The following is a 21679-nucleotide window of genomic DNA, read 5'->3' on the forward strand; positions in this document are numbered from 1 at the left end:
GGGCTGTGGTGTCCGTCATGGCACTCGCTGGGGGTTCCTTGTGGGCTGGGGGTGGGGCGGTTCAGTCACCCTGTCGCCGTCCCAGGGGGTCCTGGGGATCCACCTCGTCGCGGAAGGGTCGCTTGCGGTCGATGTGGGTGGACTGGTAGACGTTGCCGATCCAGTTGTTGATCACCGCCTCGGCGGTGTCGTGCCAGGTGTTGTCCAGCTGCTCGATGAGCAGTCCCTCGGGGAACTCCGGCGGGGTCTCCCCCCGGGCCAGGGCGCAGTTCAGCAACTCCCGGTATTCCTCCAGGATGGCCTCGCCCTTGAGGGTGAAGTAGTTCTGCACGATGGGCGGGTAGTCCGGGCGGCCGCCCTCGGCGTAGCGGCGCACCTCCCGCTTGTACTCCTTGAGCAGGCTGATGATGTCGTACTCCGGGTGCCCCTGGAAGAAGACGATGCGGAACTGGTCCTCGCTCACCGCCAGGTGCACCCCGGCCTCCTCGCTTTCCGCCAGCACCTTCAGTCCGGCGGCCTCGAACTGCTCCCGGGAGATCTCGTTGAAGCGGGAATGGGGCACGTCGAATCGGGTGTTCACCCCGGCCACCAGGGGGTGGGCGCGGTCCACCACCCGGTGGGGATAGACCCCCCAGCGCTTGAAGCCCAGGGGGCGGCGGGCCTGGCCGTAGCGGAACTGCATCACCGCGTGGGTGGCCAGGCAGGAGCACAGGGTGGAGGTGACGTTCTCGTAGGCCCAGTCGATCACCTCGATCAGGGGCTCCCAGAAGGGTTCCAGGGACAGGTCCACCTGGGTGACGTTGGCGCCGGTGATGATCAGGGCGTCCAGGCCCTCTTCCTGGATCTTCTCCCAGGGCTCGTAGTAGCGCTGGATGTGTTCCCGCCCCTTGGGGCCCCGCTCCAGGGCGTCCAGGGTGAAGGGGTGGAGGTAGAACTGGGCGATCTGGTTGCTCTCGCCCACCAGGCGGAAGAACTGACGCTCGGTGGCCGCCAGGGCGGCATCCGGCATCATGTTCAGCAGGCCGATGTGCATGGCGCGGATGTCCTGACGCAGGGCGTAGTCCCCCGTGAGGACGGTCTGGCCCTCCTGCTTCAGGCGCTGGAAGGTGGGCAGCGGGGTGTGGGCGACAAGGGGCATGGCGTGGGTCCGGTCTGGGTTCGGGGCGGCCGCTCAGTCCGGCCGGCGTTCCAGGGCCAGCTCGATCAGCTGGTTGAACTGGGCCTCGTTGTGCACCCGGGCCAGTTCATCGGTGGTGATGGTATAGCCGTACTGCTCCGCCAGGCGCTCATAGCGGGGCAGGCGGTCGCGGAACAGGCGCGGGAACATCCAGCGCACGAAGGCATCCGGGTCGATCTGGGCCACGTAGTCCAGGTGGTTCTCCCGGAGGTAGATGGTCAGCTCCTGGTCCAGGAAGTCCTCCCGGTAGAACAGGGGTTTGGGGCTTTCCTCGGCCCGCTGCATCAACTGCTGCTCGTCCCGTTCCGTGGCCTTGATGTAGATGATCAGGGAATGCTCCGCCAGCAGTTCCATGACCCCGGGGTCTTCCAGTTCGCAGACGCTGCCGCCGGCATCGTTGACCACATGGTCGTAGCCATAGATCTCGTGGGCCTTGCGGATGAACTCGGGCACATCGCGCATGGCCGCCACCTCGGCATCGTGGTGCAGGCGCTGGCGGCGCTTGAATTCCTTCAGGGAGAGGCCGCCCTTTTCCGGATTGCCCAGCTTGCCCAGGAAGCTGGACACCGGCTGCAGGTTGTCCACCGAGAGATTGTTCACGATGCTGATGGAATCCGACCGCAGCAGCTCGCGCAGGAATTCGATATGCATCACCTGGCGCTTGATGTTGTCCAGGATGGGCTCGTCCAGGTAACGGCTGCCGATGCGGTAGTCGCCGGAGAAGTGGAACCAGTGGGCACGGCGCAGCAGATGGGCGAGCCGCGTCTTGCCCACACCGGACATCCCCAGCAGGGTGATGCACTTGTTTCTCCACAGCCGGTATTCGGAAGGGGTGAGTTTCACGGGGTGGTGTCCGTCGAAATGGGAGATGCGGGCATTTTAACAGGTTGTCCGGATCCCTCCGCGAGGTCCGGGCCGGCCTCGGGTTACAATGACTGCCTTTTTCATCATCCCGGATTCCGTTATGCCGTCACTGGTTTTGCGCAATATCCAGCTCAGCCACGGTCACCCGCCCCTGCTGGACGGGGTGGATCTGAGCATCGAGCCGGGGGAGCGGGTCTGCCTGGTGGGGCGCAACGGCGCCGGCAAGTCCACCCTGATGCAGGTGATCAGCGGCGAGATCGCCCCCGACGACGGCCAGATCGAACGCGGTGACGGCCTGCGGGTGGCCCGGCTGGAACAGGCCGTGCCCGGGGGGCTGGAGGGCAGCGTCTTCGACGTGGTGGCCGATGGCCTGGGGGCCCTGGGGGCGCTGGTGCGGCGCTACCACCAACTGGTGCGGGCCATGGAGCAGGGGGCCGATGAATCACAGCTCACCGCCCTGGAACGCTGCCAGAACGAACTGGAGGCCGCCGATGGCTGGAACCGGGAGCAGCGGGTGGAGATGGTGCTCTCCCGCCTGGGACTGGACCCGGACGCCCCCTTCCATGCCCTCTCCGGGGGGCTCAAGCGCCGCGTCCTGCTGGCCCGGGCCCTGGTGACGGAGCCGGATCTGCTGCTGCTGGACGAACCCACCAACCACCTGGACGTGGAGGCCATCGAATGGCTGGAATCCTTCCTGCTGGGGTTCGAGGGCAGCCTGCTGTTCATCACCCATGACCGGGCCTTCCTGCGCCGCCTGGCCACCCGCATCGTGGAACTGGACCGGGGGCGCCTCACCAGCTGGCCCGGGGACTACGACACCTATCTGCGGCGCAAGGCCGAGGCCCTGGAGGCGGAGGCGCGTCAGAACGAGCGCTTTGACAAGAAGCTGGCCCAGGAGGAGGCCTGGATCCGCCAGGGCATCAAGGCCCGCCGTACCCGCAACGAGGGCCGGGTGCGGGCCCTGAAGGCCCTGCGCGCCGAGCGTGCCGAGCGCCGTGAGCGTCAGGGCAGCGCCCGGCTCACCCTGCAGTCCGCCGGGGATACCGGGCGCATGGTGGTGGAGGCGGAGGGGGTATCCTTCGGCTTCGGCGGCGAGCCGGTGATCCGGGACTTCTCCACCCTCATCCTGCGGGGGGACAAGGTGGGTATCGTGGGTCCCAACGGTGTGGGCAAGACCACCCTGCTGCGGCTGCTGCTGGGGGAACTGGAGCCCGACGCCGGCCGCATCCGCCGCGGCACCCGCCTGGAGGTGGCCTACTTCGATCAGCACCGCGCCGCCCTGGACGAGGAGGCCAGCGTCGTGGACAACGTGGGGGAGGGGCGCGACCGCATCGACGTGGGCGGGGAGAGCCGTCATGTGCTCTCCTACCTGCAGGATTTCCTGTTCGAGCCCGCCCGGGCCCGGCAGCCGGTGAAGGCCCTCTCCGGCGGCGAGCGTAACCGCCTGCTCCTGGCCCGGCTCTTCATCCGTCCCGCCAATGTCCTGGTGCTGGACGAACCCACCAACGATCTGGATGCCGAGACCCTGGAGATGCTGGAGGCCCGGGTGGTGGAGTTCCCGGAGACGGTGCTGGTGGTGAGCCACGACCGGACCTTTCTCGACAACGTGGCCACCAGCGTCCTGGCCTGGGCCGGCGACGGGCGCTTTGAGGAATCCGTGGGGGGGTACAGCGACTGGGTGCGTCAGCGGGCCCGCAGCACCGGCAAGGCCCCGTCGACCCCCGGGGGGACCGCTGGCGCCCCCCCCACGAAGGAGGACAAGCAGGGGGTACCCGGCCCGCAGGCCCCCCGGCGCCCGGCCCAGAAGCTCAGCTACAAGGACCAGCGGGAGCTGGAGGCCCTGCCGGGGCGCATCGAGGCCCTGGAGACGGAACTGGCCGCCCTGCAGCAGACCCTGGGGGACCCGGCCTTCTACCAGCGTCCCCGGGAGGAGATCGCCGCCACCCAGGCGGCCATGGAGGAGAAGGAGCGGGCCCTGGCCGAGGCCTACGCCCGCTGGGAGGCCCTGGAGGGGGGCGGCGGCTGAATCGGCGCCTCTCGCCCCTGAGCCCTCAGGCCGCATCCTCCGGCAGATCCGCCTCCGGGGCGTAGACCAGGGTCTGGCCGCAGCGGCGGCAGTAATAGATCCGCTCCCCCGACTGGGCGGAGCGGTGCCGCCGGGCCCCCAGGGCGTACACCTGACAGCCACAGCGGTAGGCGTAGCGCCGTGTGCGGCGCACCGGCACCCCCCTGAGGTCGGAGTCGTGGGTCACCCGCGGCTCGAATCCCAGCCATTGCATCACCTCCCGCCATTCCGGCCCATGGGGACGGCGCCGGTCCCGCCCCAGGCCGAAACGCCGGTAGACGATGCTGTGGGCCACCTCATGGGCCACCGTGTCGGGGAATTGCCGCCCCCAGTCCATGGCGAAGAGATGGGCATTGAAGCGCAGGGCCTCCTCCCCGCGCAGCACCCGCCACTGTCCGGCGGCCCGGCCGCGCAGATCGAAGCGCACCGCCGGCGGGGCCGGGTCCACCCCGTAATGGGGTCCCGCCCTGCGGTAGAACGCCTGCACGGCATCGCGGATGGCCTGCTGTTGCGCGTCGTCGAGGGGCATCGGTATGTGTTGGCGGGATGTCTTGCGGAATCGGGAGCGGTGATTCTGAACGCCCGTCCCGGGAGACGCAATGCAGGGCCCGGTGACGGACAAGGGGTCGAAGGACTTTGCGCCATCCCTTTTTCATACGCATGCCCCGATGGGCACCCCGCTTCAGGGGGTTTCGTTTTCACTGCAAAGCGATGGGCCAAAAGGGGGGCGCATCCGTTTCTTTATCGTTCATGTATGATCCCGGTGCCTCTTATCCATGTCTTTCCTCGTGCCGACTTTGACATTGCATGATTTCTCGCCAAAAATAAAAAAGGATAGTGTTTTTTGGCTGCAGGACATATGCATTGCAATGCGAACCGTCGTCTCTGGCCGATGCGGGTGATTCTCCCTGCAGAGGGCATGCGGGACACGATATCGGTATCGCTGGATGAAATGCATGTCCGGGGGAGACCTTCCGGTCTCCGTTCTGCGTCTTTCACGAAGGATCCATGGGGAGCATAGACAGACGATGAACCAGGTACTGGAGAATCTTTCGGCACAGGAGCTCTACGAACTGGCCCGCCGCCGCGAGGAGGAGGAACGCGAAAAGATTGAGCAGGAGCGGCGGGAGAAGTTGGAGGAACTCATGGCCCAGCGCCGCGAGATGGTGGCCCGGCACAAGGCCGAGCTGGCGGCCCTGGACAAGGAGATCAAGCGTCTGGGGGGCGGCCGCAAGCGAGCCGCCACGCGCCGGAGCAATGGCAGCAGCGCCAACCTCAGCCGCAAGGTGGTGGATCTGCTGCAGGAGAAGGGGGAGATGAACACCCGGCAGATCAAGGCGGAGCTGGAGTCCCGCGGGCTGGAAACCCGCAACATCAGCCAGACCCTCTCCTATCTCAAGCGCCAGGGCCGCCTGCAGAACCGGGGCCGCGGGGTCTACGGGCCGCTGTGACCCCCTTTGGCAGCGGCAGGGCGGCGGTTGCCGGGAAAAATTCCCCCTTCCGGCTAATGCGATGAAAAGAAAGGAAAAACGATGCCCTGGAAGGGTTTTCCCGGGGGCTGCGGATGCAGCCGTCCCGCTTCCGCTATGGCATGACGGACCCGAAGCGGCTAGACTGCGTCGCGTGTAGCGGAATGAGTTGTGCGTTCTACGTCGGCACAGGCACGCTGCATGGAGCTGTATTCATCTGAAAGAGAAGATTGAGGTTAGGATTCATGTCTACCGGTACTGTGAAGTGGTTCAATGAGACGAAGGGCTTCGGGTTTATCGCCCCTGCGGATGGCGGTGCCGACGTGTTCGTGCATTACTCGGCGATCCAGGCCGACGGTTTCAAGACCCTGGCCGAGGGCCAGCGGGTGAACTACGAAGTGCAGCAGGGCCCCAAGGGCCTGCAGGCGGTCAATGTCACGGTGGAAGGCTGATCACGGTCTTCGCCGCAACCGCAAGGGATTGAAAGCAAGGGAATGAAAAAAGGGCCCCGCCGCAAGGCGGGGCCCTTTTTTATTGGGGATGGAATGGAGGACCGTTGCGGCGTCTGCCGCGCGGGTTGTGTCGGTGATCAGCCTTCGTCCGCGTGTACGTGGCCGTGGGACACCTCTTCCTCGCTGGCCTCACGAATGCCCCGCACCTTCACATCGAAGTTCAGCGGGGTGCCGGCCAGGGGATGGTTGGCGTCGATGACCACATCGTCCCCGTTGATGGCGGTGATGGTCACGATCTGGGCGCCACCGTTCTCGGTGCCCGCCTGGAACTGCATGCCCACCGCCAGCTCGTCCACGCCCTGGAACTGGTCGCGGTGGAGGGTATGGATCATCTCCTCATCGCGTTCGCCGTAGGCATCGGCCGGCTCCACCCGCACCTGCACCTGCTCGCCTTCCTCTTTCCCTTCCAGGGCCTGTTCCAGGCCCGGGATGATGTTGCCCGCCCCGTGGAGATAGTCCAGGGGGCCCCGTTCGGAGGAATCATCGATCACCCGGCCTTCGTCATCGGTGAGCTTGTAATCGATGCTCACCACCTTATTGCTGCCGATCTGCATGCGGCCGTGCCTCCAACTGCTCTTTTTGAATGAGCGGCCAGTCTAACCCGCATGGGGACCGTAGTTCACCATCCGTTGGGTCGATTGCTACGATGCGGATCCGCTGCGGGGGGTGACCCTGAGGGCGCCCGAGGCCACCTCCAGGCGGGTCTCCCCCTGCAGCCAGGCGCGCAGGGCATCCCCCGCCAGCCGGGCCCGCCAGCCCCGCAGCAGCGGTGACTGGGCGTCCCCCGCCACCAGGGCCTCCAGGTCCCTGCGGGTGGCGATGGCCGCGGGGCTGATGTCGTTGATCAGGGCCTGATGGCGCAGCAGTCCCATGGCCACATCCACCAGGGTCTCCCGCTCCGGATCGAGACGGCCGCCCCGGGGCAGGGGGGCAGGGCAGGCCTCCTGTGGGCGCGCGGCTGTCCCGCGGATCAACCCCAGCAGGGTCTCCCCGTGGCGCTGCACCGTGGTCTCCGCCAGGCCGCGCACCTTCGCCAGGGTCTGGAGGTCCTGGGGCTGACGGCGCGCCAGGTCCAGCATCACCTCGTCCTGCAGCAGCCAGCGGCGGGGGCGGTCGCAGCGCATGGCCTCCTGCTCACGCCAGCGGGCCAGCTCCTGCACCACCGCCAGCTGACGGGGCCGGCGCAGGGTGTTGAGCCCCTTGACCCGCTGCCAGACCCCCTCCGGGTCCGGGCGGTAGGTGGCCGGGTCCTCCAGGCGGCGGAAGTCCTCCTCCAGCCAGGCCAGGCGCCCCTTGGCTTCCAGGGCCTGGCGCATACGCGGGTAGGCCCGGGCCAGGTAGCGGACGTCATCCGCGGCGTAGCGCAGCTGCTCCGGTTCCAGGGGGCGGCGGCTCCAGTCGGTGCGGGAGTGCCCCTTCTCCAGTTCCACCCCCAGCACCGCCTGGATCAGGCGGCCATAGCCGATCTGGTCCCCGTGCCCCAGCAGCGCCGCCGCCACCTGGGTATCGAAGACGGGGGCGGGGACGCGGCCGTCCCGGTGGAAGAAGATCTCCAGGTCCTGGGCACCGGCGTGCAGCACCTTGAGGATCGCCGGGTCCTGGAGCAGGGCGGTCAGGGGGGAGAGGTCCTCCAGGGCCAGGGGATCGATGCAGGCCAGCGTCTCCTCCGTGGCCACCTGCACCAGACAGAGCCGGGGGTAGTAGGTCTTCTCCCGCAGGAATTCCGTGTCCAGGGCGATCCAGGGGGCCTGCTGCAGGCGGATGCAGAGATCCCGGAGGGCGTCTGCGTCGTCGATGAACCGGGGGGATTCCATGTTCATCTCCTCCCGGCGGAGCCGACGCTGCCAGGGGGGGTCGGGGGGATAGGCTGTGTCATGAGGGCTCCGGCAGGTCCGGGTGGGTGTGGCCGGGCCGCTTGACCGTCCCGGCGGGCGGGCGACAGTATACCGTCCATCGCCCCCCGCACCAGCCCCGGAGGCCCCATGTCCCGCGGACCCCTCGCCCTGCTCGCGGCCGCCGCACTGGCGGCGCTGGTGGCACTGCATCCCGCCCCCGCCACGGAATGGAAGGCCCCGCATCTGCAGGAGCATCCCCTGGTGGGGCGGATCTGGTCCGTGGATCATGCCCGATTCCTGTCCCGGGAAGAGCTGCGCCAGCATCTGCAGGGTGCCGCGTATGTGCTCCTGGGGGAGGTGCACGACAACCCGGATCATCACCGCCTCCACGGCGAGGTCCTCGAATGGCTGGCCCGGGGGGAGGGGGAAGGACCCGGGGTGGCCTTCGAGATCTTCGACCGGGGGCAGCAGCCCCGCATCGACCGCCTGCGCGCCGGGGGGGTGCGGGAGGCCGAACGTCTGGGGCGGGAGCTGGAGGTGGCGGTGCGCCACTGGCCCTGGCCCCTGTACCGCCCCCTGGTGCAGTGGGTCCTGGACCAGGACCGGCCCCTGGTGGCGGCCAACCTGTCCGCGCCCCGGGCGGCGCGCATCGCCCGCCAGGGGATGGATGCGGTGCTGGGGGCGGAGCAGGTCCGCCGGCTGGGGCTGGACCGGTCCCTGCCGGCGGCCGCCGGCAGGCGGCTGGTGGAGGACATCCTGGAGGCCCATTGCGGTTATCTGCCGGCGGAGCGGGTGGGCGGCATGGTGCAGGCCCAGCGGGCCCGGGACGCGGTCATGGCCCGGGCCCTGCAAGAGCTGGCGGCCCGTCCTGCCGTGCTCATCGCCGGCAACGGCCATGTCCGCCGCGACTATGGGGTGCCGTTCTACCTGCCCGGGGACCGGGTGCTGAGCGTGGGGTTCCTGGAGGTCTCCGAAGACCGCCGGCGCATGGCCGATTACGGCGATACCCTGCAGGGGCGGTATGACATCGTCTGGTTCACCCCGCGGGTGCGCGTCACCGACCCCTGCGAGGCGTTTCGCCAGCAGCTGGAGGGCATGGGCCAGGAGCCGGGCGGTTGAGTGTCGGCCTCAGGCCAGGTGGGGGCACCAGCGCCGGCGTACCCCCCGCAGCAGGACAAAGACCAGGGGCCAGCAGGGGATACTGGTGAGCAGGGGGGCCCAGTAGTGCCAGGTGCCGGGCTCATGGCCGGTGATGCCATCCACCCACAGGATCACCAGCAGGTACAGGGCCAGCATCCCCCCCACCGTGATGGCCTGTTGCCAGAGGGGGGCGAAGCGCACCTGCTGATGCAGGCGGATGGCGATCCAGGCGATGAGGGCCAGGGCCAGGGCGTGCTGTCCCAGCAGGGCCCCCCGGGCCACGTCCAGCAGCAGGCCGGCGATCCAGGCCGTGCCCACGCCCACGCGGCGGGGCAGGGCCATGTTCCAGTAGAGCACGGCCATGGCCAGCCACTCCGGGCGCCAGGGACTGAGCCATTCCGGCAGGGGCATGATCATGAGCCCCAGGGCGAGGATCAGGGTGGCCGGGATGGCGAGCAGCGGTGCGGCCGGGCTAGGCATCGCCATCCCCCCGCGGTTCGGTCTTGTCCGGGGTCACCCCGGCGGGCGGGGAGGCGTCCTGCCCGGGGGTGCGGGCAGGGGGGGCTTCCTCCAGCGAGGGTTCCGGGGCCTGTTCCTGCCGCCGGCTCCATAGCAGCAGCACCTCCCGGGTGCGGTCGAGACGGGCCAGAGGGCGGGCCTGGACCACGGCGAACTCCGCCCCCTCGGGGCGCTCCACATGCACCACCTCGGCCACGGGGTAGTCCGCCGGGAAGCGCTCGCCCAGGCCGGAGGTGCGCACCATGTCCCCCACGCGCACGTCTTCACTGGGGGGGATGAAGCGCAGTTCCAGGCGTTTGGGATTGCCCGTGCCCATGGCCAGGGTGCGCAGCCCCGTGCGCTGGATGCGCACCGGGAGGGCGTGGCTGGGGTCGGAGATGAGCAGGGCGATGCTGTGCATCGGGTGCACCTCCAGCACCTGCCCCACCACCCCCTGGGCATTGATCAGGGGTTGTCCCGGATAGACGTCGTGCACCCGGCCCTTGTCCAGCACCACCTGCTGGCGGAAGGGGTCCAGATCCACGGACAGGAGTTCGGCGATCACCACCTCCTCGCGCACCCGGGAGGAGGTGTCCAGCAGGGTCCGCAGGCGGGCGTTTTCCGCCTGCAGGGCCTCGAAGCGCAGCATGCGCCCCTGCAGGCGCAGGTTCTCCGCCTGCAGGCGGGCGTTGCGGGAGATGAGGGTCCGGTGTGTGGCGAACTGTTCGGACGTCCAGCGGCCGATGCGCACCGGCAGGTCCGCGGCGTATTGCACGGGGTAGACCAGGGTGGCCAGGGCGGAGCGCAGCTCCTGCAGGTGCTGGTGACGATGGTCCAGGGTCATGAGGACCAGGGAGAGGGCGGCACAGAGGACCAGCCGTAACGCCGGGGAGGGCCCCAGGTTAAAGAGCGGCTGTTTGATGGCGGATCCTCCTCCCGGCGTTATTCAAGCGACAGGAAGTCGGTCCCGTGTTCGTCGATCATCTCCAGCACCTTGCCCCCGCCCCGGGCGACGCAGGTGAGGGGGTCGTCGGCCACCACCACGGGGATGCCCGTCTCCTCCATGAGCAGGCGGTCCAGGTCCCGCAGCAGGGCGCCGCCGCCGGTGAGGACGATGCCGCGTTCGGCCACGTCCGAGCCCAGTTCCGGCGGGGTCTGCTCCAGGGCGGTGCGCACGGCGCTGACGATGCCGTGCAGGGGCTCCTGCAGGGCCTCCAGGATCTCGTTGCTGTTGAGGGTGAAGGCGCGGGGCACGCCCTCGGCCAGGTTGCGCCCCTTGACCTCGATCTCCTCCAGTTCCTTGCCCGGGTAGGCGGAGCCGATCTCGTGTTTGATGCGCTCTGCGGTGGCCTCGCCGATGAGGATGCCGTAGTTGCGGCGCACATAGGCGGTGATGGCGTCATCGAAGGTGTCGCCGCCGATGCGCACCGAGGCGGAGTAGACGATGCCGTTGAGGGACATCACCGCCACCTCGGAGGTGCCGCCGCCGATGTCCAGGACCATAGACCCCCGCGCCTCGTCCACCGGGATGCCGGAGCCGATGGCGGCGGCCATGGGCTCCTCCATGAGATAGACGCGGCGGGCGCCGGCGCCGGCGGCGGATTCGCGGATGGCGCGGCGTTCCACCTGGGTGGCGCCGCAGGGCACGCACACCAGCACCCGCGGGCTGGGGCGGAACATGCGGTGGTGGTGCACCTTGCGGATGAAGTGCTGCAGCATCTTCTCCGTGGTGGTGAAGTCGGCGATGACGCCGTCCTTCATGGGGCGGATGGCCTGGATGTTCTCGGGGGTGCGCCCGATCATCTTCTTGGCGGCGATGCCCACGGCCTCCACCGAGCGCGGCCCGCCGGGGCCCCGGTCCTGACGGATGGCCACCACCGACGGCTCATTGAGGACGATCCCCTTGCCCCGCATGTAAATCAGCGTGTTGGCGGTTCCGAGATCGATGGAGATGTCGTTGGAGAGAAGACCGAGGATGCGGCTGAGCATGGGATCCGGTGTGGCGACGCCTGCGAAAGCGATAACTCTAGCAACGCCGCCACGCTTTGGGCAAGGCGGGACTTGTGCTACGTTATCCCGCCTGTCCAACCCTTGAGCACGTTCGGAGCATTTCCATGTCCCTGTCGCGCGACGAAGTGGAGAAGATCGCCCATCTGGCCCGCCTGGCGGTGCGCCCGGAGGACCTGGAGGGTTATGCCCGGGAGTTGTCCGGGATCCTGGCCTTCGTGGAGCAGATGGACGCGGCGGACACCGAAGGCGTGACCCCCATGGCCCATCCGGTGGAGGCCTCCCAGCGGCTGCGCCCGGACGAGCCCGACGAGCCCGACCGGCGCGACCGTTTCCAGGCCATCGCCCCGTCCGTGGAGGCGGGCCTGTACCTGGTGCCCCGGGTGATCGAGTGAGGGCCCCGCCCAGGGCGTGACCCCGACGACCCCAGCCCCGACTACGGAACGACCCATGCACGAGAAGACCATCGCCGAGCTCGCCGCCGCCCTCCAGGCCAGGGAGGTCTCCAGCGTCGAGCTCACCGAACATTACCTGCGGCGCATCGAGACCCTGGACGATGCCCTCAACGGGTACATCACCGTCACCGCCGAGCAGGCCCTGGAGGCCGCCCGCGCCGCGGATGAGGCCCGGGCCCAGGGCCGGGCCGGGCCGCTCACCGGCGTGCCCGTGGCCCACAAGGACATCTTCTGCACCGAGGGGGTGCGCACCAGCTGCGGCTCGCGCATGCTGGACAACTTTGTCGCCCCCTATGACGCCGGTGTGGTGGAGCGTTTCAAGGCCGCCGGCTGCCCCGTGCTGGGCAAGACCAACATGGACGAGTTCGCCATGGGCTCCTCCAACGAGACCAGCTACTACGGTCCGGTGAAAAACCCCTGGGACACGGAACGGGTACCCGGGGGCTCCTCCGGCGGCTCCGCCGCCGTGGTGGCGGCGCGCCTGGCCCCCGGGGCCACCGGCACCGACACCGGCGGCTCCATCCGCCAGCCGGCGGCCCTCACCGGCATCACCGGCCTCAAGCCCACCTACGGGCGCGTCTCCCGCTGGGGCATGGTGGCCTTCGCCTCCAGCCTGGACCAGGGCGGCCCCATGGCCCGCACCGCCGAGGACTGCGCCCTGCTGCTCAACGTTATGGCGGGTTTCGACCGGCGGGACTCCACCAGCCTGGAGCGTCCCGGGGAGGACTTCACGACGGCCCTGGACCGCCCCGTCAAGGGTCTGCGTGTGGGCCTGCCGAAACCCTTCTTCGGCGAGGGCATGGCCCCGGCCGTGGCCCGGGTGCTGGAGGAGGCCATCGACCATTACAGGGGACTGGGGGTGGAGTTTCGTGAGGTGGACCTGCCCAACGCCGGGCTGGCCGTGCCCGCCTACTACGTGGTGGCCCCGGCGGAGTGTTCCTCCAACCTGGCCCGCTTCGATGGCGTGCGTTACGGCTACCGCTGCGAGGACCCCAGGGACCTCCTGGATCTGTACACCCGCAGCCGGGGCGAGGGCTTCGGCGCCGAGGTGCAGCGGCGCATCATGGTGGGCACCTACGCCCTCTCCGCCGGTTACTTCGACGCCTACTACCTCAAGGCGCAGAAGATCCGCCGCCTCATCGCCGATGACTTCGCCCGCGCCTTCCAGGAGGTGGATGTCCTGTTGGGGCCCACCACCCCGGACACCGCCTTCCGCCTGGGCGAGAAGACGGACGATCCGGTGAGCATGTACCTCTCGGACATCTACACCATCGCCGTGAACCTGGCGGGGCTGCCGGGGATGTCCCTGCCCGCCGGCCTGGCCGACGGACTGCCCGTGGGGATGCAGCTCATCGGCAACTACTTCGACGAGGCACGCCTCCTGGGTATGGCCCATCAATACCAGATGGGCACCGAGTGGCACCGCATGGCGCCGGGCGGCTTCAATTAAGCCGTCCCCACGAACACGACTCCTCACCCTCCTACCGGGCATTGAATATGCAATGGGAAACGGTCATCGGGCTTGAGATCCACGCCCAGCTCGCCACCAGATCCAAGATCTTCTCCGGCGCCTCCACCGCCTACGGCGCCGCCCCCAACACCCAGGCCTGCGCCGTGGACCTGGGGCTGCCGGGGGTGCTGCCGGTACTCAACGAGGGTGCGGTGCGCATGGCGGTGAAGCTGGGCCTGGCCATCGGGGCCGACATCGCCCCCCGCTCCGTCTTCGCGCGCAAGAACTACTTCTACCCGGACCTGCCCAAGGGCTACCAGATCTCCCAGTACGAACTGCCGGTGGTCTCCCACGGGCGGCTGGAGATCGAACTGGAGGACGGGCAGGGCAAGACCGTGGGTATCACCCGCGCCCACTTGGAGGAGGATGCGGGCAAGAGCCTGCACGAGGACTTCCACGGCATGACCGGCATCGACCTCAACCGCGCCGGCACGCCGCTTCTGGAGATCGTCTCCGAACCGGATCTGCGCTCGGCCCGGGAGGCGGTGGCCTACATGAAGAAGCTCCACTCCCTGGTGCGCTACCTGGGGATCTGCGACGGCAACATGCAGGAGGGTTCCTTCCGCTGCGACGCCAACGTCTCCGTGCGCCCCCGGGGCAGCGACACCTTCGGCACCCGCACCGAGATCAAGAACCTCAACTCCTTCCGTTTCGTCGAGCGGGCCATCGATTACGAGGTGGAGCGGCAGATCGACGTCCTGGAGGGGGGCGGCACGGTGGTGCAGGAGACGCGCCTGTTCGACCCCGACCAGGGGGAGACCCGTCCCATGCGCTCCAAGGAGGAGGCCAACGACTACCGCTACTTCCCGGACCCGGACCTGTTGCCCCTGGATCTCGATGCCGCCTTCATCGAAAAGGTCCGGGCCACCCTGCCGGAGTTGCCGGACGAGAAGAAACAGCGCTTCATGGAGCAGTACGGCCTCTCCGCCTACGACGCCGGCGTGCTCACCGCCAGCCGCGAGATGGCCGATTACTTCGAGGCGGTGGCGGAGGCCTGCCAGGGTCCGGCCAAGACCGCGGCCAACTGGGTCATGGGGGAACTCTCCGCCGCCCTGAACAAGGATGGCCTGGACATCGGCGACAGCCCCGTGACCGCTGAGGCACTCGGCGGGCTGCTGCGGCGCATCCACGACAACACCATCTCCGGCAAGATCGCCAAGGACGTCTTCGAGGCCATGTGGGCCGGCGAGGGGGATGCGGACACCGTCATCGAGGCCAAGGGGCTCAAGCAGATCACCGACACCGGGGCCATCGAGCAGGTGATCGACGAGGTCATGCGGGACCATCCCCAGCAGCTGGAGCAGTACCGCTCCGGCAAGGACAAGCTCTTTGGCTTCTTCGTCGGGCAGGTGATGAAGCGCACCGGCGGCAAGGCCAACCCGGCGCAGGTGAACGAACTGCTGAAGGGGAAACTCTAAGGCCCGCCGGATGCGTCCCGGTTCCGGGGTTCCGGAACCGGGACGGTCCGCCCCCAGCCCGGCGGAGCGGTTCTAGACCGCCGGGCGCACCCCGCACACCGGGCATGCGGGATCGCGGCGGATGCGGATGGTGCGCCACTCCATGGCCAGGGCATCCAGCAGCAGCAACCGCCCCCGCAGGGTGGGCAGCCCCAGGAGGGCCTTCAGGGCCTCGGTGGCCTGCAGGCTGCCCAGGACCCCGGGCAGGCTGGCCAGCACCCCCGACTGGCTGCATCCCTCCGCCTGCGTCTCCTCCGCCTCGCCATAGAGGCAGTGATAGCAGGGGCTGTCCGCCACCCCCGGCTCGAACACCGTGAGCTGGCCCTCCATGCGGATCACCGCCGCCGACACCAGCGGCGTGCCCGTGGCCACGCTGGCCCGGTTGACGGCGAAGCGGGTGGCGAAGTTGTCGCTGCAGTCCAGCACCAGATCCGCCTCCCTCATGGCCGTCTCCAGGGCGGCCCCCTCCAGGGCCTGGGGCCACGTCTCCACCTCCACCTGGGGGTTGATTGCCGCGATGGCCTGTCGTGCCGACTCCACCTTGGGCCGGCCGATGCGGTCGGTGGTGTGCAGGATCTGGCGCTGCAGGTTGGACAGGTCCACCTGGTCGAAGTCCACCAGGGTGAGCCGGCCCACCCCCGCCGCGGCCAGGTACAGGGCCGCCGGGCTGCCCAGCCCCCCCAGGCCGATGATCAGGACCCGCGCCGCCTGCAGGCGGCGCTGGCCCTCCACCCCCACCTGGGGCAGCAGGATCTGGCGGCTGTAGCGCAGGAGCTGCTGATCGTCCATGGCCCGCTTCAGGACTCTGCCTTGCGCGCGGCGTCGTAGGCGGCGGCCTGCTGGTCCGCATGGTAGGAGGAGCGCACCATGGGGCCGCTGGCCACCTGGGAGAAGCCCAGGTCATAGGCCACCCGGGCCAGGCGGTCGAACTCCTCGGGGGTGACGTAGCGGTCCACGGGCAGATGGTGCCGGCTGGGCTGCAGGTACTGTCCCAGGGTGAGCATCTCGCAGTCGTGGTCCCGCAGGTCCTTCAGCACCGCCTCCACCTCCTCCGAGGTCTCCCCCAGACCCAGCATGAGGCCGGACTTGGTGGGGATGTGGGGATGGCGCGCCTTGAAATCCTTGAGCAGGCGCAGGGACCAGGCGTAGTCGGCCCCCGGCCGGGCCTGGCGGTAGAGGCGGGGCACCGTCTCCAGGTTGTGGTTGAAGACATCCGGCAGGCCTTCCTCCAGCACCTCCAGGGCCAGCTCCATGCGCCCGCGAAAGTCGGGCACCAGGATCTCCACCCGGGTCTGCGGGCTCAGCTCCCGGGTGCGGCGGATGCATTCCACGAAATGGCCGGCGCCGCCATCCCGCAGGTCGTCCCGGTCCACGGAGGTGATGACCACATAGCGCAGCCCCATGGCCTGGACCGTGCGCGCCAGGTTCAGGGGCTCTTCCGGGTCCAGGGGCTCGGGACGGCCGTGAGCCACGTCACAGAAGGGACAGCGGCGGGTGCAGATGTCCCCCATGACGATGAAGCTGGCCGTGCCGTGGCTGAAGCATTCCCCCAGGTTGGGGCAGGAGGCCTCCTCGCACACGGTATGCAGGTGGCTGTCCCGCAGCACCCGCTTGAGGTGTTGCACCTGGGGATTGCCCTGGGCGCGGGCCCGGATCCAGGGGGGCTTGCGCTGTGGGCGCCGGGTGGGGTCGATCTTCACCGGGATGCGCGCCACCTTGTCGGCGGCCCGCTGCTTCTCGCCCCGTGCGGGGCGCTTGTGGAGGGTTTCGGTCATGGTGTGTTCCGTGGTCGTGCCGCCCGGGGCGGCAGTGACAAGGGGGCCGCCGTGGCGCGGGGCGCCTGTTCAGGCGGCGGAGGCGCCGAGCAGATCCATCACTTCGCGGATCTCCTCCCGGGCCTCCTCGAACAGATCCAGTTTCAGTTCCCGGTCGGGCTCCGGCAGGCCCAGCTTGGCATAGGCCGGCACCTGGTCGTAGCGGGGGACATCCCCCCGGGCGGGGTCGTCGGTGTGGGCCAGGTAATAGAGCTGGGCCACCAGCACCACGTCGCAGTAGTCCGGGGGACGGGTCCCGTTGCGGTCCCAGCGTCCGCCCTCGCAGACCACCTGGACGATATCCGCATCCAGACCCCAGTCGTTGATCACCAGTTCCCCCACCACCGGGTGCAGGTGCTGCAGGATCTCCTCCCGTTCCCCCTCGGGCAGGTCCGGATGGAGGCGGGCCAGGTCGTCCAAAAGCGGTACCATGCCCACCTGATGCAGCAGCCCCGCCAGCATGGCGTGCTCCGCATCGAAGCCGTGGCCGTGGCGCGCCAGGATGTGGCTCAGGGCCGAGACGTGCACGCTGCGTTCCCAGAGGGTGCGCATGCGCTGCCGGATGGCGGGGATCTGCGTGCGGAAGACCTGCTTCAGGGCGATGGCGGTCACCAACTGGCGGGTGGTGTCAAAGCCCATACGGACGATGGCGTCGCGTACGTTGTGGATGGGGCTGCTGCCGCCGTAACGGGCGCTCTTGGCGGCCTTGAGCAGCCCCCCGGTCACCGCCATGTCGGTCTGGACGATGCGCGCCAGGCGGGCGGCGTCGATCTCCGGGTCGTTCATGGCCGCCTGCATGCGCGTGGCCACCTCCGGCAGGGCAGGCAGGGCCAGCTGGCCGGTGATGATGCGTTGGTAGATGGCCCCGAACAGACCGCTCTCCATCTCACTGAGGGGGGTCTCACGGATCTCGTAGCCGGATTCCGTCTGTTGCCGGACCAGGGTCTCGTAGAGGTTGCGGTCGAGGCGCAGCAGGCGGCTGTGGGAGAGGGCGGTGGCGTAGTCCCGCAGCCGTCCCGTGCCGAAGACGGGTTGCTGCGCGCGCGGACCATGGGCCTCGATGATGAGCGGGCGTCCCTCGCTGAACAGGCTGATCTTGCCCTCCAGCAGGTAGAGCATCCAGCGGGTGGCATCGGCCGCCTGCAGCTTGTCGCCGGGGGCCAGATCCAGGTACACCGACTTGCGGGCCAGGTGTTCCCGGGCGGCGGGGTCCAGTTCGCCCACGGGGGTGAGCCGGTCCAGGAGCGTGGGATCGACGCTTTCAGCCATGGAGCACCTGTCGGATGATGGCCATCTCTTCCTCGGCCTCCCGCAGCACCGCCAGGTTCATGTCCTCCTCCAGCGGGCCGAGGCCCAGCTTGGCGAAGGCGGGCACCTGGTCCGGCCGGGGCAGGTCCTTTCCGTCCTCCTGCCGCCCCTGTCTGAACAGCTGGGAGACGATGATCAGGTCACAGTAGTCCGGCTCCGGGGCGGGATCCCGCATCCAGCGCTCGGACTGCTCCGCCACCATCACCATCTCCGGGTCCATGCCCCAGTAGTTCATCACCATCACCCCCGTGAGGGTGTGCAGCTTGTCGATGGTGGCCTCCAGGGCGGCGGGGGAGACCTCCAGGCCCTGGCGGGCCACATGCTGCAGGATGGGGATGGTGCCGATGCGGTGCATCAGGCCTGCCAGCTGGGCCCGTTCCGGTTCGAAACCGCGCACGTGGCGGGCGAGCACATGGGCGATGGCGGAGACATCCACGCTGTGCTGCCAGAGGTGGTTCATGCGCTGGCGCACGGCGGGTGGGCCGCCGGAGAAGGTGTGTCGCATGGCCAGGTTGAAGGCCAGCCGTTCGGTGGTGCGAAACCCCAGGCGCACCACGGCCTCGCGGATGTTGGTGATGCGCTTGGTGGAGCGGTAGACGGGGCTGTTGGTGGCGTGGATCAGGGCCCCGGCCACCGAGGGATCGGTCTGGATCACCTGGGTGAGTTCGTCGATGCCGGCATCCGGGTCGCGGGTCAGGCGCTGGATGCTCATGGCCACCTCGGGCATGGTGGGCAGTTCCAGGCGGTTGCGCGTGGTGGCCTCGTAGACCCGCTGCAGGATCGCCGCCTCCTCCGTGGTGGTCTCGGTGTCCTCCACCTCGAAGCCGCGGGTGCGCTCGGCGTTGAGCAGGCGGGCGAAGGCCTCCTTGTCGACGCACAGCAGTACGCAGTCGGTCTCGGCCACGGCGAACTCCCCCTGGCCGCGCTCGCTGAACAGGGGCAGGTGGGCGCGGGTGGAGCGGCTGTCCACGGAGATGGGCGTGCCGCGGCGCACCAGGTTCACCGTCCCCGCCGCCAGGTAGAGCAGGTGATCCTGGTCATCGGCGGGGCTGAACTTGGCGCCGGCCCGCAGTCCCCGGGTCTGCACCTGCTGGCGCAGCTGCTCCAGGCCGGCCTCCGAGAGTTCCCGGATGGGGCTGAGGGGTCTGAGCAGTTCCGTTCGGATGGCAGCGGGCATGTTCCGGGTCCGCGGATGGATGGCGGCGGGGGGCTTCAGGCCGCCGCCTTCAGGGCCTGGTCCAGATCCTCCAGGATGTCGTCCACGTGCTCAAGGCCGATGGAGAGACGCACCATGTCCTCGCCCACACCGGCCCGGGCCAGTTCCTCGGGGGAGAGCTGGCGGTGGGTGGTGGTGGCCGGATGGCAGGCCAGGGTCTTGGCGTCGCCGATATTCACCAGGCGCAGCGTGAGCTGGAGGGCGTCGATGAAGCGGGCCCCCGCCTCGCGCCCACCCTGGATGCCGAAGGAGAGGATGCTGGCGGGCCGGCCGCCCATGTACTTCTGCGCCAGGGCATGCTCGGGATGGTCCTCAAGGCCGGAGAAGTGCACCCAGTTGACCTTCGGGTGGTCGCGCAGGAAGCGGGCCACCGCCAGGGCGTTGTCGCAGTGGCGGTCCATGCGCACCGGCAGGGTCTCGATGCCCTGCAGGATGAGGAAGCTGTTGAAGGGCGACAGGGCGGCCCCCATGTTGCGCAGCGGCACCACCCGGGCACGGCCGATGTAGGCGGCCTCCCCGAAGGCCTCGGTATAGACCACGCCGTGGTAGGAGGGGTCCGGTTCGCACATCTGGGGGTACTTGTCCTTGTACTCGTCCCAGGGGAATCGGCCGGAGTCCACAATGGCGCCGGCCATGGTGGTGCCGTGGCCGCCCATGTACTTGGTGAGGGCATGCACCACGATGTCGGCGCCGAATTCGAAGGGCCGGCACAGGTAGGGGGTGGGCACGGTGTTGTCGGCGATCAGGGGCACACCGTGTTCATGGGCCAGCTCCGCCAGGGCCTGGATGTCCGCCACGTTGCCCGCCGGGTTGCCGATGGTCTCGCAGAACACGGCGCGGGTCTGGTCATCCATGAGGGCGCGCATGGCGTCCAGGTCCCCCGGGGGGGCGAAGCGCACCTGGATGCCGTAGCGGGGCAGGGTGTGGGCAAAGAGGTTGTAGGTGCCACCGTAGAGGGTGCTGGTGGTGACGATGTTGTGACCCGCGTCCGCCAGGGTCATGATGGCGTAGGTGACCGCCGACATGCCCGAGGCCAGGGCCAGGGCCCCCACACCCCCTTCCAGGGCCGCCACCCGTTTCTCCAGGGCGTCGGTGGTGGGGTTCATGATGCGGGTGTAGATGTTGCCCTGGACCTTCAGGTCGAACAGGTCGGCCCCGTGCTGGGTGTCATCGAAGGCGTAGGAGGTGGTCTGGTAGATGGGCACCGCCACGGCCTTGGTGGTGGGGTCCGGGCTGAAGCCCGCATGCACGGCCAGGGTCTCGAATCTCATCGGTTCCTCCACGGGAAGTCCCGTCCCCCGAAGCGGCGCGGGCAGGCGACGGTGGCGGCAACCCGTTCAGCCACCGCCAGGGATGCGGACGGTCTCGCGGCCCGTCTGTGCCGCGGCAAGGGATGTTGCAAGGGGAGTCATGATAGCGGAATTTTGCTGCATACGTCAGCGATCCCCCGGCGGCGGTTGCGCCGGCGGGATCCCCAGGGCGGGGAGTTTCCCTTCCAGGATCCGGCGCATGGGGGCGGACATCAGGTGTTCCCGGTCCACCCCCTCCACCCAGCCGTAGAGGGACAGACGCAGGTCTTCCAGGGAGGTGACGTTCCGTTGCAGGTCGTCCACCAGGCGGCGGTACTCCTCCAGGGTGGGGTTCACTTCCAGTTCGGCGAAGAGGGATGCCAGGGCCTCCAGCATGGGGGCGGCGCTCCCGGGAAGATCCAGGTCCGCCGGTGTGGGGCGCACCGCCCGCGCCGGGTCCGGGTCCACCCAGATGCGAAAGCAGCGCCGCTGCAGGGTATGGTAGAGGGGGTCGTCGCTGATCAGGCAGACCATCAGGTGGCGCCGGTGGGCCTTGAGGCTGATCGCGCCGTAGTGCCACAGACCGTCGCCCAGAAATTCCGCCAGGCGCAGGTGCTCGCGAAAGGGGGCCCGGTGCAGGGCATCCAGGATGAGCAGGGTCGGCTCCCCCTCGCTGAGGGCGCAGGCCTCGGCCATCACCCGATCCAGGGGGGCCACCGGTGGCTCGCCCACGGCCTCTTCCGCCTCCTGCGGTGGGGCCAGGCGCACGGGTTCATCGGGGGGCGGCGGGGTGAACTCGTGGTAGAGGATGTGGGCATAGTCCAGGGCCTGACCCAGGGCATGGGCGAAGGCAGTGCGGCGTCCCCCCTGGTTGCCCTCGATATTGAGACAGCGCAGGTGGTCGTGCCGGGCGGAGAGCAGGCAGCGCACCGCATGGTCATACTCCTCATTGGCCACGAACCCGTGTTCCGCCAGCCGTTGTTGCAGGCTCTTCATCTTGGCACCTCCCGCCGCCATTCTAGGGGAAGGCGGGCCTGCGCGGCACGGACCCCGAAAGAGGAAG

21 protein-coding genes are annotated in these 21679 nt (G+C 68.9%); 7 read left to right on the plus strand and 14 right to left on the minus strand.

What is annotated here, in order from left to right; genetic code table 11:
• Positions 1 to 61: 61 nt before the first annotated feature.
• Both metA and CKO33_RS07205 read right to left on the minus strand, forming a co-directional pair.
• A complete protein-coding gene (gene metA / locus CKO33_RS07200) occupies positions 62 to 1138 on the minus strand; it encodes a homoserine O-succinyltransferase MetA (protein WP_200180881.1) in 1077 nt (358 codons plus the stop codon).
• Between the two features lie 33 nt (positions 1139 to 1171).
• The gene (locus tag CKO33_RS07205) at positions 1172 to 2020 is read right to left on the minus strand and encodes an ATPase (protein ID WP_200180883.1); all 849 of its coding nucleotides are present in this window, start codon (positions 2018 to 2020) and stop codon (positions 1172 to 1174) included.
• Positions 2021 to 2141: 121 nt separating this feature from the next.
• Between CKO33_RS07205 and CKO33_RS07210 the strand changes: the two genes are divergently transcribed.
• Positions 2142 to 4067: an ATP-binding cassette domain-containing protein gene (locus CKO33_RS07210; RefSeq protein WP_200180889.1), complete on the plus strand. Its 1926-nt coding sequence runs from the start codon at positions 2142 to 2144 to the stop codon at positions 4065 to 4067.
• 25 nt (positions 4068 to 4092) lie between these two features.
• Here the strand turns inward: CKO33_RS07210 and CKO33_RS07215 are convergent, their stop codons facing one another.
• Entirely contained in the window at positions 4093 to 4635 is a 543-nt protein-coding gene (locus CKO33_RS07215) for a SprT family zinc-dependent metalloprotease (protein ID WP_200180891.1), read from the minus strand.
• A 499-nt stretch (positions 4636 to 5134) separates the two neighbouring features.
• On the opposite strand from CKO33_RS07215, the gene CKO33_RS07220 reads away from it, so the two are divergent.
• Positions 5135 to 5557, plus strand: coding sequence for a Rok-like winged helix domain-containing protein (locus CKO33_RS07220; RefSeq protein ID WP_200180893.1), 423 nt, complete (start codon positions 5135 to 5137; stop codon positions 5555 to 5557).
• Between the two features lie 263 nt (positions 5558 to 5820).
• Positions 5821 to 6027, plus strand: coding sequence for a transcription antiterminator/RNA stability regulator CspE (gene cspE, locus CKO33_RS07225; protein ID WP_090486509.1), 207 nt, complete (start codon positions 5821 to 5823; stop codon positions 6025 to 6027).
• 137 nt (positions 6028 to 6164) lie between these two features.
• On the opposite strand, the gene CKO33_RS07230 is transcribed toward cspE, so the two are convergent.
• A complete protein-coding gene (locus CKO33_RS07230; RefSeq protein ID WP_090486506.1) occupies positions 6165 to 6641 on the minus strand; it encodes an FKBP-type peptidyl-prolyl cis-trans isomerase in 477 nt (158 codons plus the stop codon).
• Positions 6642 to 6728: 87 nt separating this feature from the next.
• A complete protein-coding gene (rnd, locus tag CKO33_RS07235) occupies positions 6729 to 7901 on the minus strand; it encodes a ribonuclease D (RefSeq protein WP_200180900.1) in 1173 nt (390 codons plus the stop codon).
• 168 nt (positions 7902 to 8069) lie between these two features.
• Between rnd and CKO33_RS07240 the strand changes: the two genes are divergently transcribed.
• Entirely contained in the window at positions 8070 to 9041 is a 972-nt protein-coding gene (locus CKO33_RS07240) for a ChaN family lipoprotein (RefSeq protein WP_200180902.1), read from the plus strand.
• Between the two features lie 9 nt (positions 9042 to 9050).
• On the opposite strand, the gene mreD is transcribed toward CKO33_RS07240, so the two are convergent.
• From mreD to CKO33_RS07255, 3 genes are read right to left on the minus strand one after another with little or no spacing between them, the layout of a single operon-like run.
• Positions 9051 to 9542 (minus strand): rod shape-determining protein MreD, encoded by a 492-nt coding sequence (gene mreD, locus CKO33_RS07245; protein ID WP_200180904.1) that lies wholly within the window; start codon positions 9540 to 9542, stop codon positions 9051 to 9053.
• Positions 9535 to 10506 (minus strand): rod shape-determining protein MreC, encoded by a 972-nt coding sequence (mreC, locus tag CKO33_RS07250; RefSeq protein WP_200181037.1) that lies wholly within the window; start codon positions 10504 to 10506, stop codon positions 9535 to 9537. The genes mreD and mreC overlap by 8 nt, the downstream gene beginning before the upstream one ends.
• On the minus strand, positions 10503 to 11549 hold the full coding sequence (locus CKO33_RS07255) for a rod shape-determining protein (RefSeq protein ID WP_090486492.1): 1047 nt from the start codon (positions 11547 to 11549) through the stop codon (positions 10503 to 10505). Before CKO33_RS07255 ends, mreC begins: the two co-directional genes overlap by 4 nt.
• A 125-nt stretch (positions 11550 to 11674) precedes the next feature.
• On the opposite strand from CKO33_RS07255, the gene gatC reads away from it, so the two are divergent.
• The 3 genes from gatC to gatB are packed head-to-tail and all read left to right on the plus strand — an operon-like array spanning position 11675 to position 14950.
• Positions 11675 to 11962 carry an Asp-tRNA(Asn)/Glu-tRNA(Gln) amidotransferase subunit GatC gene (gatC, locus tag CKO33_RS07260; protein ID WP_200180906.1) on the plus strand — a complete coding sequence of 96 codons (288 nt, stop codon included), beginning with the start codon at positions 11675 to 11677 and terminating at the stop codon, positions 11960 to 11962.
• 55 nt (positions 11963 to 12017) lie between these two features.
• On the plus strand, positions 12018 to 13472 hold the full coding sequence (gene gatA, locus CKO33_RS07265) for an Asp-tRNA(Asn)/Glu-tRNA(Gln) amidotransferase subunit GatA (protein ID WP_200180907.1): 1455 nt from the start codon (positions 12018 to 12020) through the stop codon (positions 13470 to 13472).
• Positions 13473 to 13519: 47 nt separating this feature from the next.
• Positions 13520 to 14950 (plus strand): Asp-tRNA(Asn)/Glu-tRNA(Gln) amidotransferase subunit GatB, encoded by a 1431-nt coding sequence (gatB, locus tag CKO33_RS07270; protein WP_200180908.1) that lies wholly within the window; start codon positions 13520 to 13522, stop codon positions 14948 to 14950.
• A gap of 72 nt (positions 14951 to 15022) precedes the next feature.
• Here gatB and CKO33_RS07275 read toward each other — a convergent pair whose 3' ends face one another.
• From CKO33_RS07275 to CKO33_RS13845, 6 genes are all read right to left on the minus strand, one after another.
• Positions 15023 to 15778 carry a HesA/MoeB/ThiF family protein gene (locus tag CKO33_RS07275; protein ID WP_200180910.1) on the minus strand — a complete coding sequence of 252 codons (756 nt, stop codon included), beginning with the start codon at positions 15776 to 15778 and terminating at the stop codon, positions 15023 to 15025.
• 8 nt (positions 15779 to 15786) lie between these two features.
• Complete coding sequence (gene lipA / locus CKO33_RS07280; RefSeq protein ID WP_200180917.1) at positions 15787 to 16764, minus strand: lipoyl synthase; 978 nt, start codon at positions 16762 to 16764, stop codon at positions 15787 to 15789.
• Positions 16765 to 16833: 69 nt separating this feature from the next.
• Positions 16834 to 18072 (minus strand): HDOD domain-containing protein, encoded by a 1239-nt coding sequence (locus CKO33_RS07285; RefSeq protein ID WP_200180919.1) that lies wholly within the window; start codon positions 18070 to 18072, stop codon positions 16834 to 16836.
• Positions 18065 to 19288 (minus strand): HDOD domain-containing protein, encoded by a 1224-nt coding sequence (locus CKO33_RS07290; protein ID WP_200180921.1) that lies wholly within the window; start codon positions 19286 to 19288, stop codon positions 18065 to 18067. The genes CKO33_RS07285 and CKO33_RS07290 overlap by 8 nt, the downstream gene beginning before the upstream one ends.
• A gap of 35 nt (positions 19289 to 19323) precedes the next feature.
• On the minus strand, positions 19324 to 20598 hold the full coding sequence (locus tag CKO33_RS07295; protein ID WP_200180923.1) for a bifunctional O-acetylhomoserine aminocarboxypropyltransferase/cysteine synthase: 1275 nt from the start codon (positions 20596 to 20598) through the stop codon (positions 19324 to 19326).
• Positions 20599 to 20763: 165 nt separating this feature from the next.
• Positions 20764 to 21612, minus strand: coding sequence for a hypothetical protein (locus CKO33_RS13845; RefSeq protein ID WP_200180925.1), 849 nt, complete (start codon positions 21610 to 21612; stop codon positions 20764 to 20766).
• Positions 21613 to 21679: the final 67 nt, after the last annotated feature.

Origin of the sequence: Ectothiorhodospira mobilis (assembly GCF_016584115.1) — a bacterium.
In the GTDB taxonomy this organism is placed as follows: domain Bacteria; phylum Pseudomonadota; class Gammaproteobacteria; order Ectothiorhodospirales; family Ectothiorhodospiraceae; genus Ectothiorhodospira; species Ectothiorhodospira mobilis.

What these genes read in the sequence shown, in the direction of transcription:
- metA (WP_200180881.1), bottom strand. Translation starts at nt 1,138, where the DNA reads ATGCCCCTTGTCGCCCACACCCCGCTGCCCACCTTCCAGCGCCTGAAG.
- CKO33_RS07210 (WP_200180889.1), top strand. Translation starts at nt 2,142, where the DNA reads ATGCCGTCACTGGTTTTGCGCAATATCCAGCTCAGCCACGGTCACCCG.
- CKO33_RS07215 (WP_200180891.1), bottom strand. Translation starts at nt 4,635, where the DNA reads ATGCCCCTCGACGACGCGCAACAGCAGGCCATCCGCGATGCCGTGCAG.
- CKO33_RS07220 (WP_200180893.1), top strand. Translation starts at nt 5,135, where the DNA reads ATGAACCAGGTACTGGAGAATCTTTCGGCACAGGAGCTCTACGAACTG.
- cspE (WP_090486509.1), top strand. Translation starts at nt 5,821, where the DNA reads ATGTCTACCGGTACTGTGAAGTGGTTCAATGAGACGAAGGGCTTCGGG.
- CKO33_RS07230 (WP_090486506.1), bottom strand. Translation starts at nt 6,641, where the DNA reads ATGCAGATCGGCAGCAATAAGGTGGTGAGCATCGATTACAAGCTCACC.
- rnd (WP_200180900.1), bottom strand. Translation starts at nt 7,901, where the DNA reads ATGGAATCCCCCCGGTTCATCGACGACGCAGACGCCCTCCGGGATCTC.
- CKO33_RS07240 (WP_200180902.1), top strand. Translation starts at nt 8,070, where the DNA reads ATGTCCCGCGGACCCCTCGCCCTGCTCGCGGCCGCCGCACTGGCGGCG.
- mreD (WP_200180904.1), bottom strand. Translation starts at nt 9,542, where the DNA reads ATGCCTAGCCCGGCCGCACCGCTGCTCGCCATCCCGGCCACCCTGATC.
- CKO33_RS07255 (WP_090486492.1), bottom strand. Translation starts at nt 11,549, where the DNA reads ATGCTCAGCCGCATCCTCGGTCTTCTCTCCAACGACATCTCCATCGAT.
- gatC (WP_200180906.1), top strand. Translation starts at nt 11,675, where the DNA reads ATGTCCCTGTCGCGCGACGAAGTGGAGAAGATCGCCCATCTGGCCCGC.
- gatA (WP_200180907.1), top strand. Translation starts at nt 12,018, where the DNA reads ATGCACGAGAAGACCATCGCCGAGCTCGCCGCCGCCCTCCAGGCCAGG.
- gatB (WP_200180908.1), top strand. Translation starts at nt 13,520, where the DNA reads ATGCAATGGGAAACGGTCATCGGGCTTGAGATCCACGCCCAGCTCGCC.
- CKO33_RS07275 (WP_200180910.1), bottom strand. Translation starts at nt 15,778, where the DNA reads ATGGACGATCAGCAGCTCCTGCGCTACAGCCGCCAGATCCTGCTGCCC.
- lipA (WP_200180917.1), bottom strand. Translation starts at nt 16,764, where the DNA reads ATGACCGAAACCCTCCACAAGCGCCCCGCACGGGGCGAGAAGCAGCGG.
- CKO33_RS07285 (WP_200180919.1), bottom strand. Translation starts at nt 18,072, where the DNA reads ATGGCTGAAAGCGTCGATCCCACGCTCCTGGACCGGCTCACCCCCGTG.
- CKO33_RS07290 (WP_200180921.1), bottom strand. Translation starts at nt 19,288, where the DNA reads ATGCCCGCTGCCATCCGAACGGAACTGCTCAGACCCCTCAGCCCCATC.
- CKO33_RS07295 (WP_200180923.1), bottom strand. Translation starts at nt 20,598, where the DNA reads ATGAGATTCGAGACCCTGGCCGTGCATGCGGGCTTCAGCCCGGACCCC.
- CKO33_RS13845 (WP_200180925.1), bottom strand. Translation starts at nt 21,612, where the DNA reads ATGAAGAGCCTGCAACAACGGCTGGCGGAACACGGGTTCGTGGCCAAT.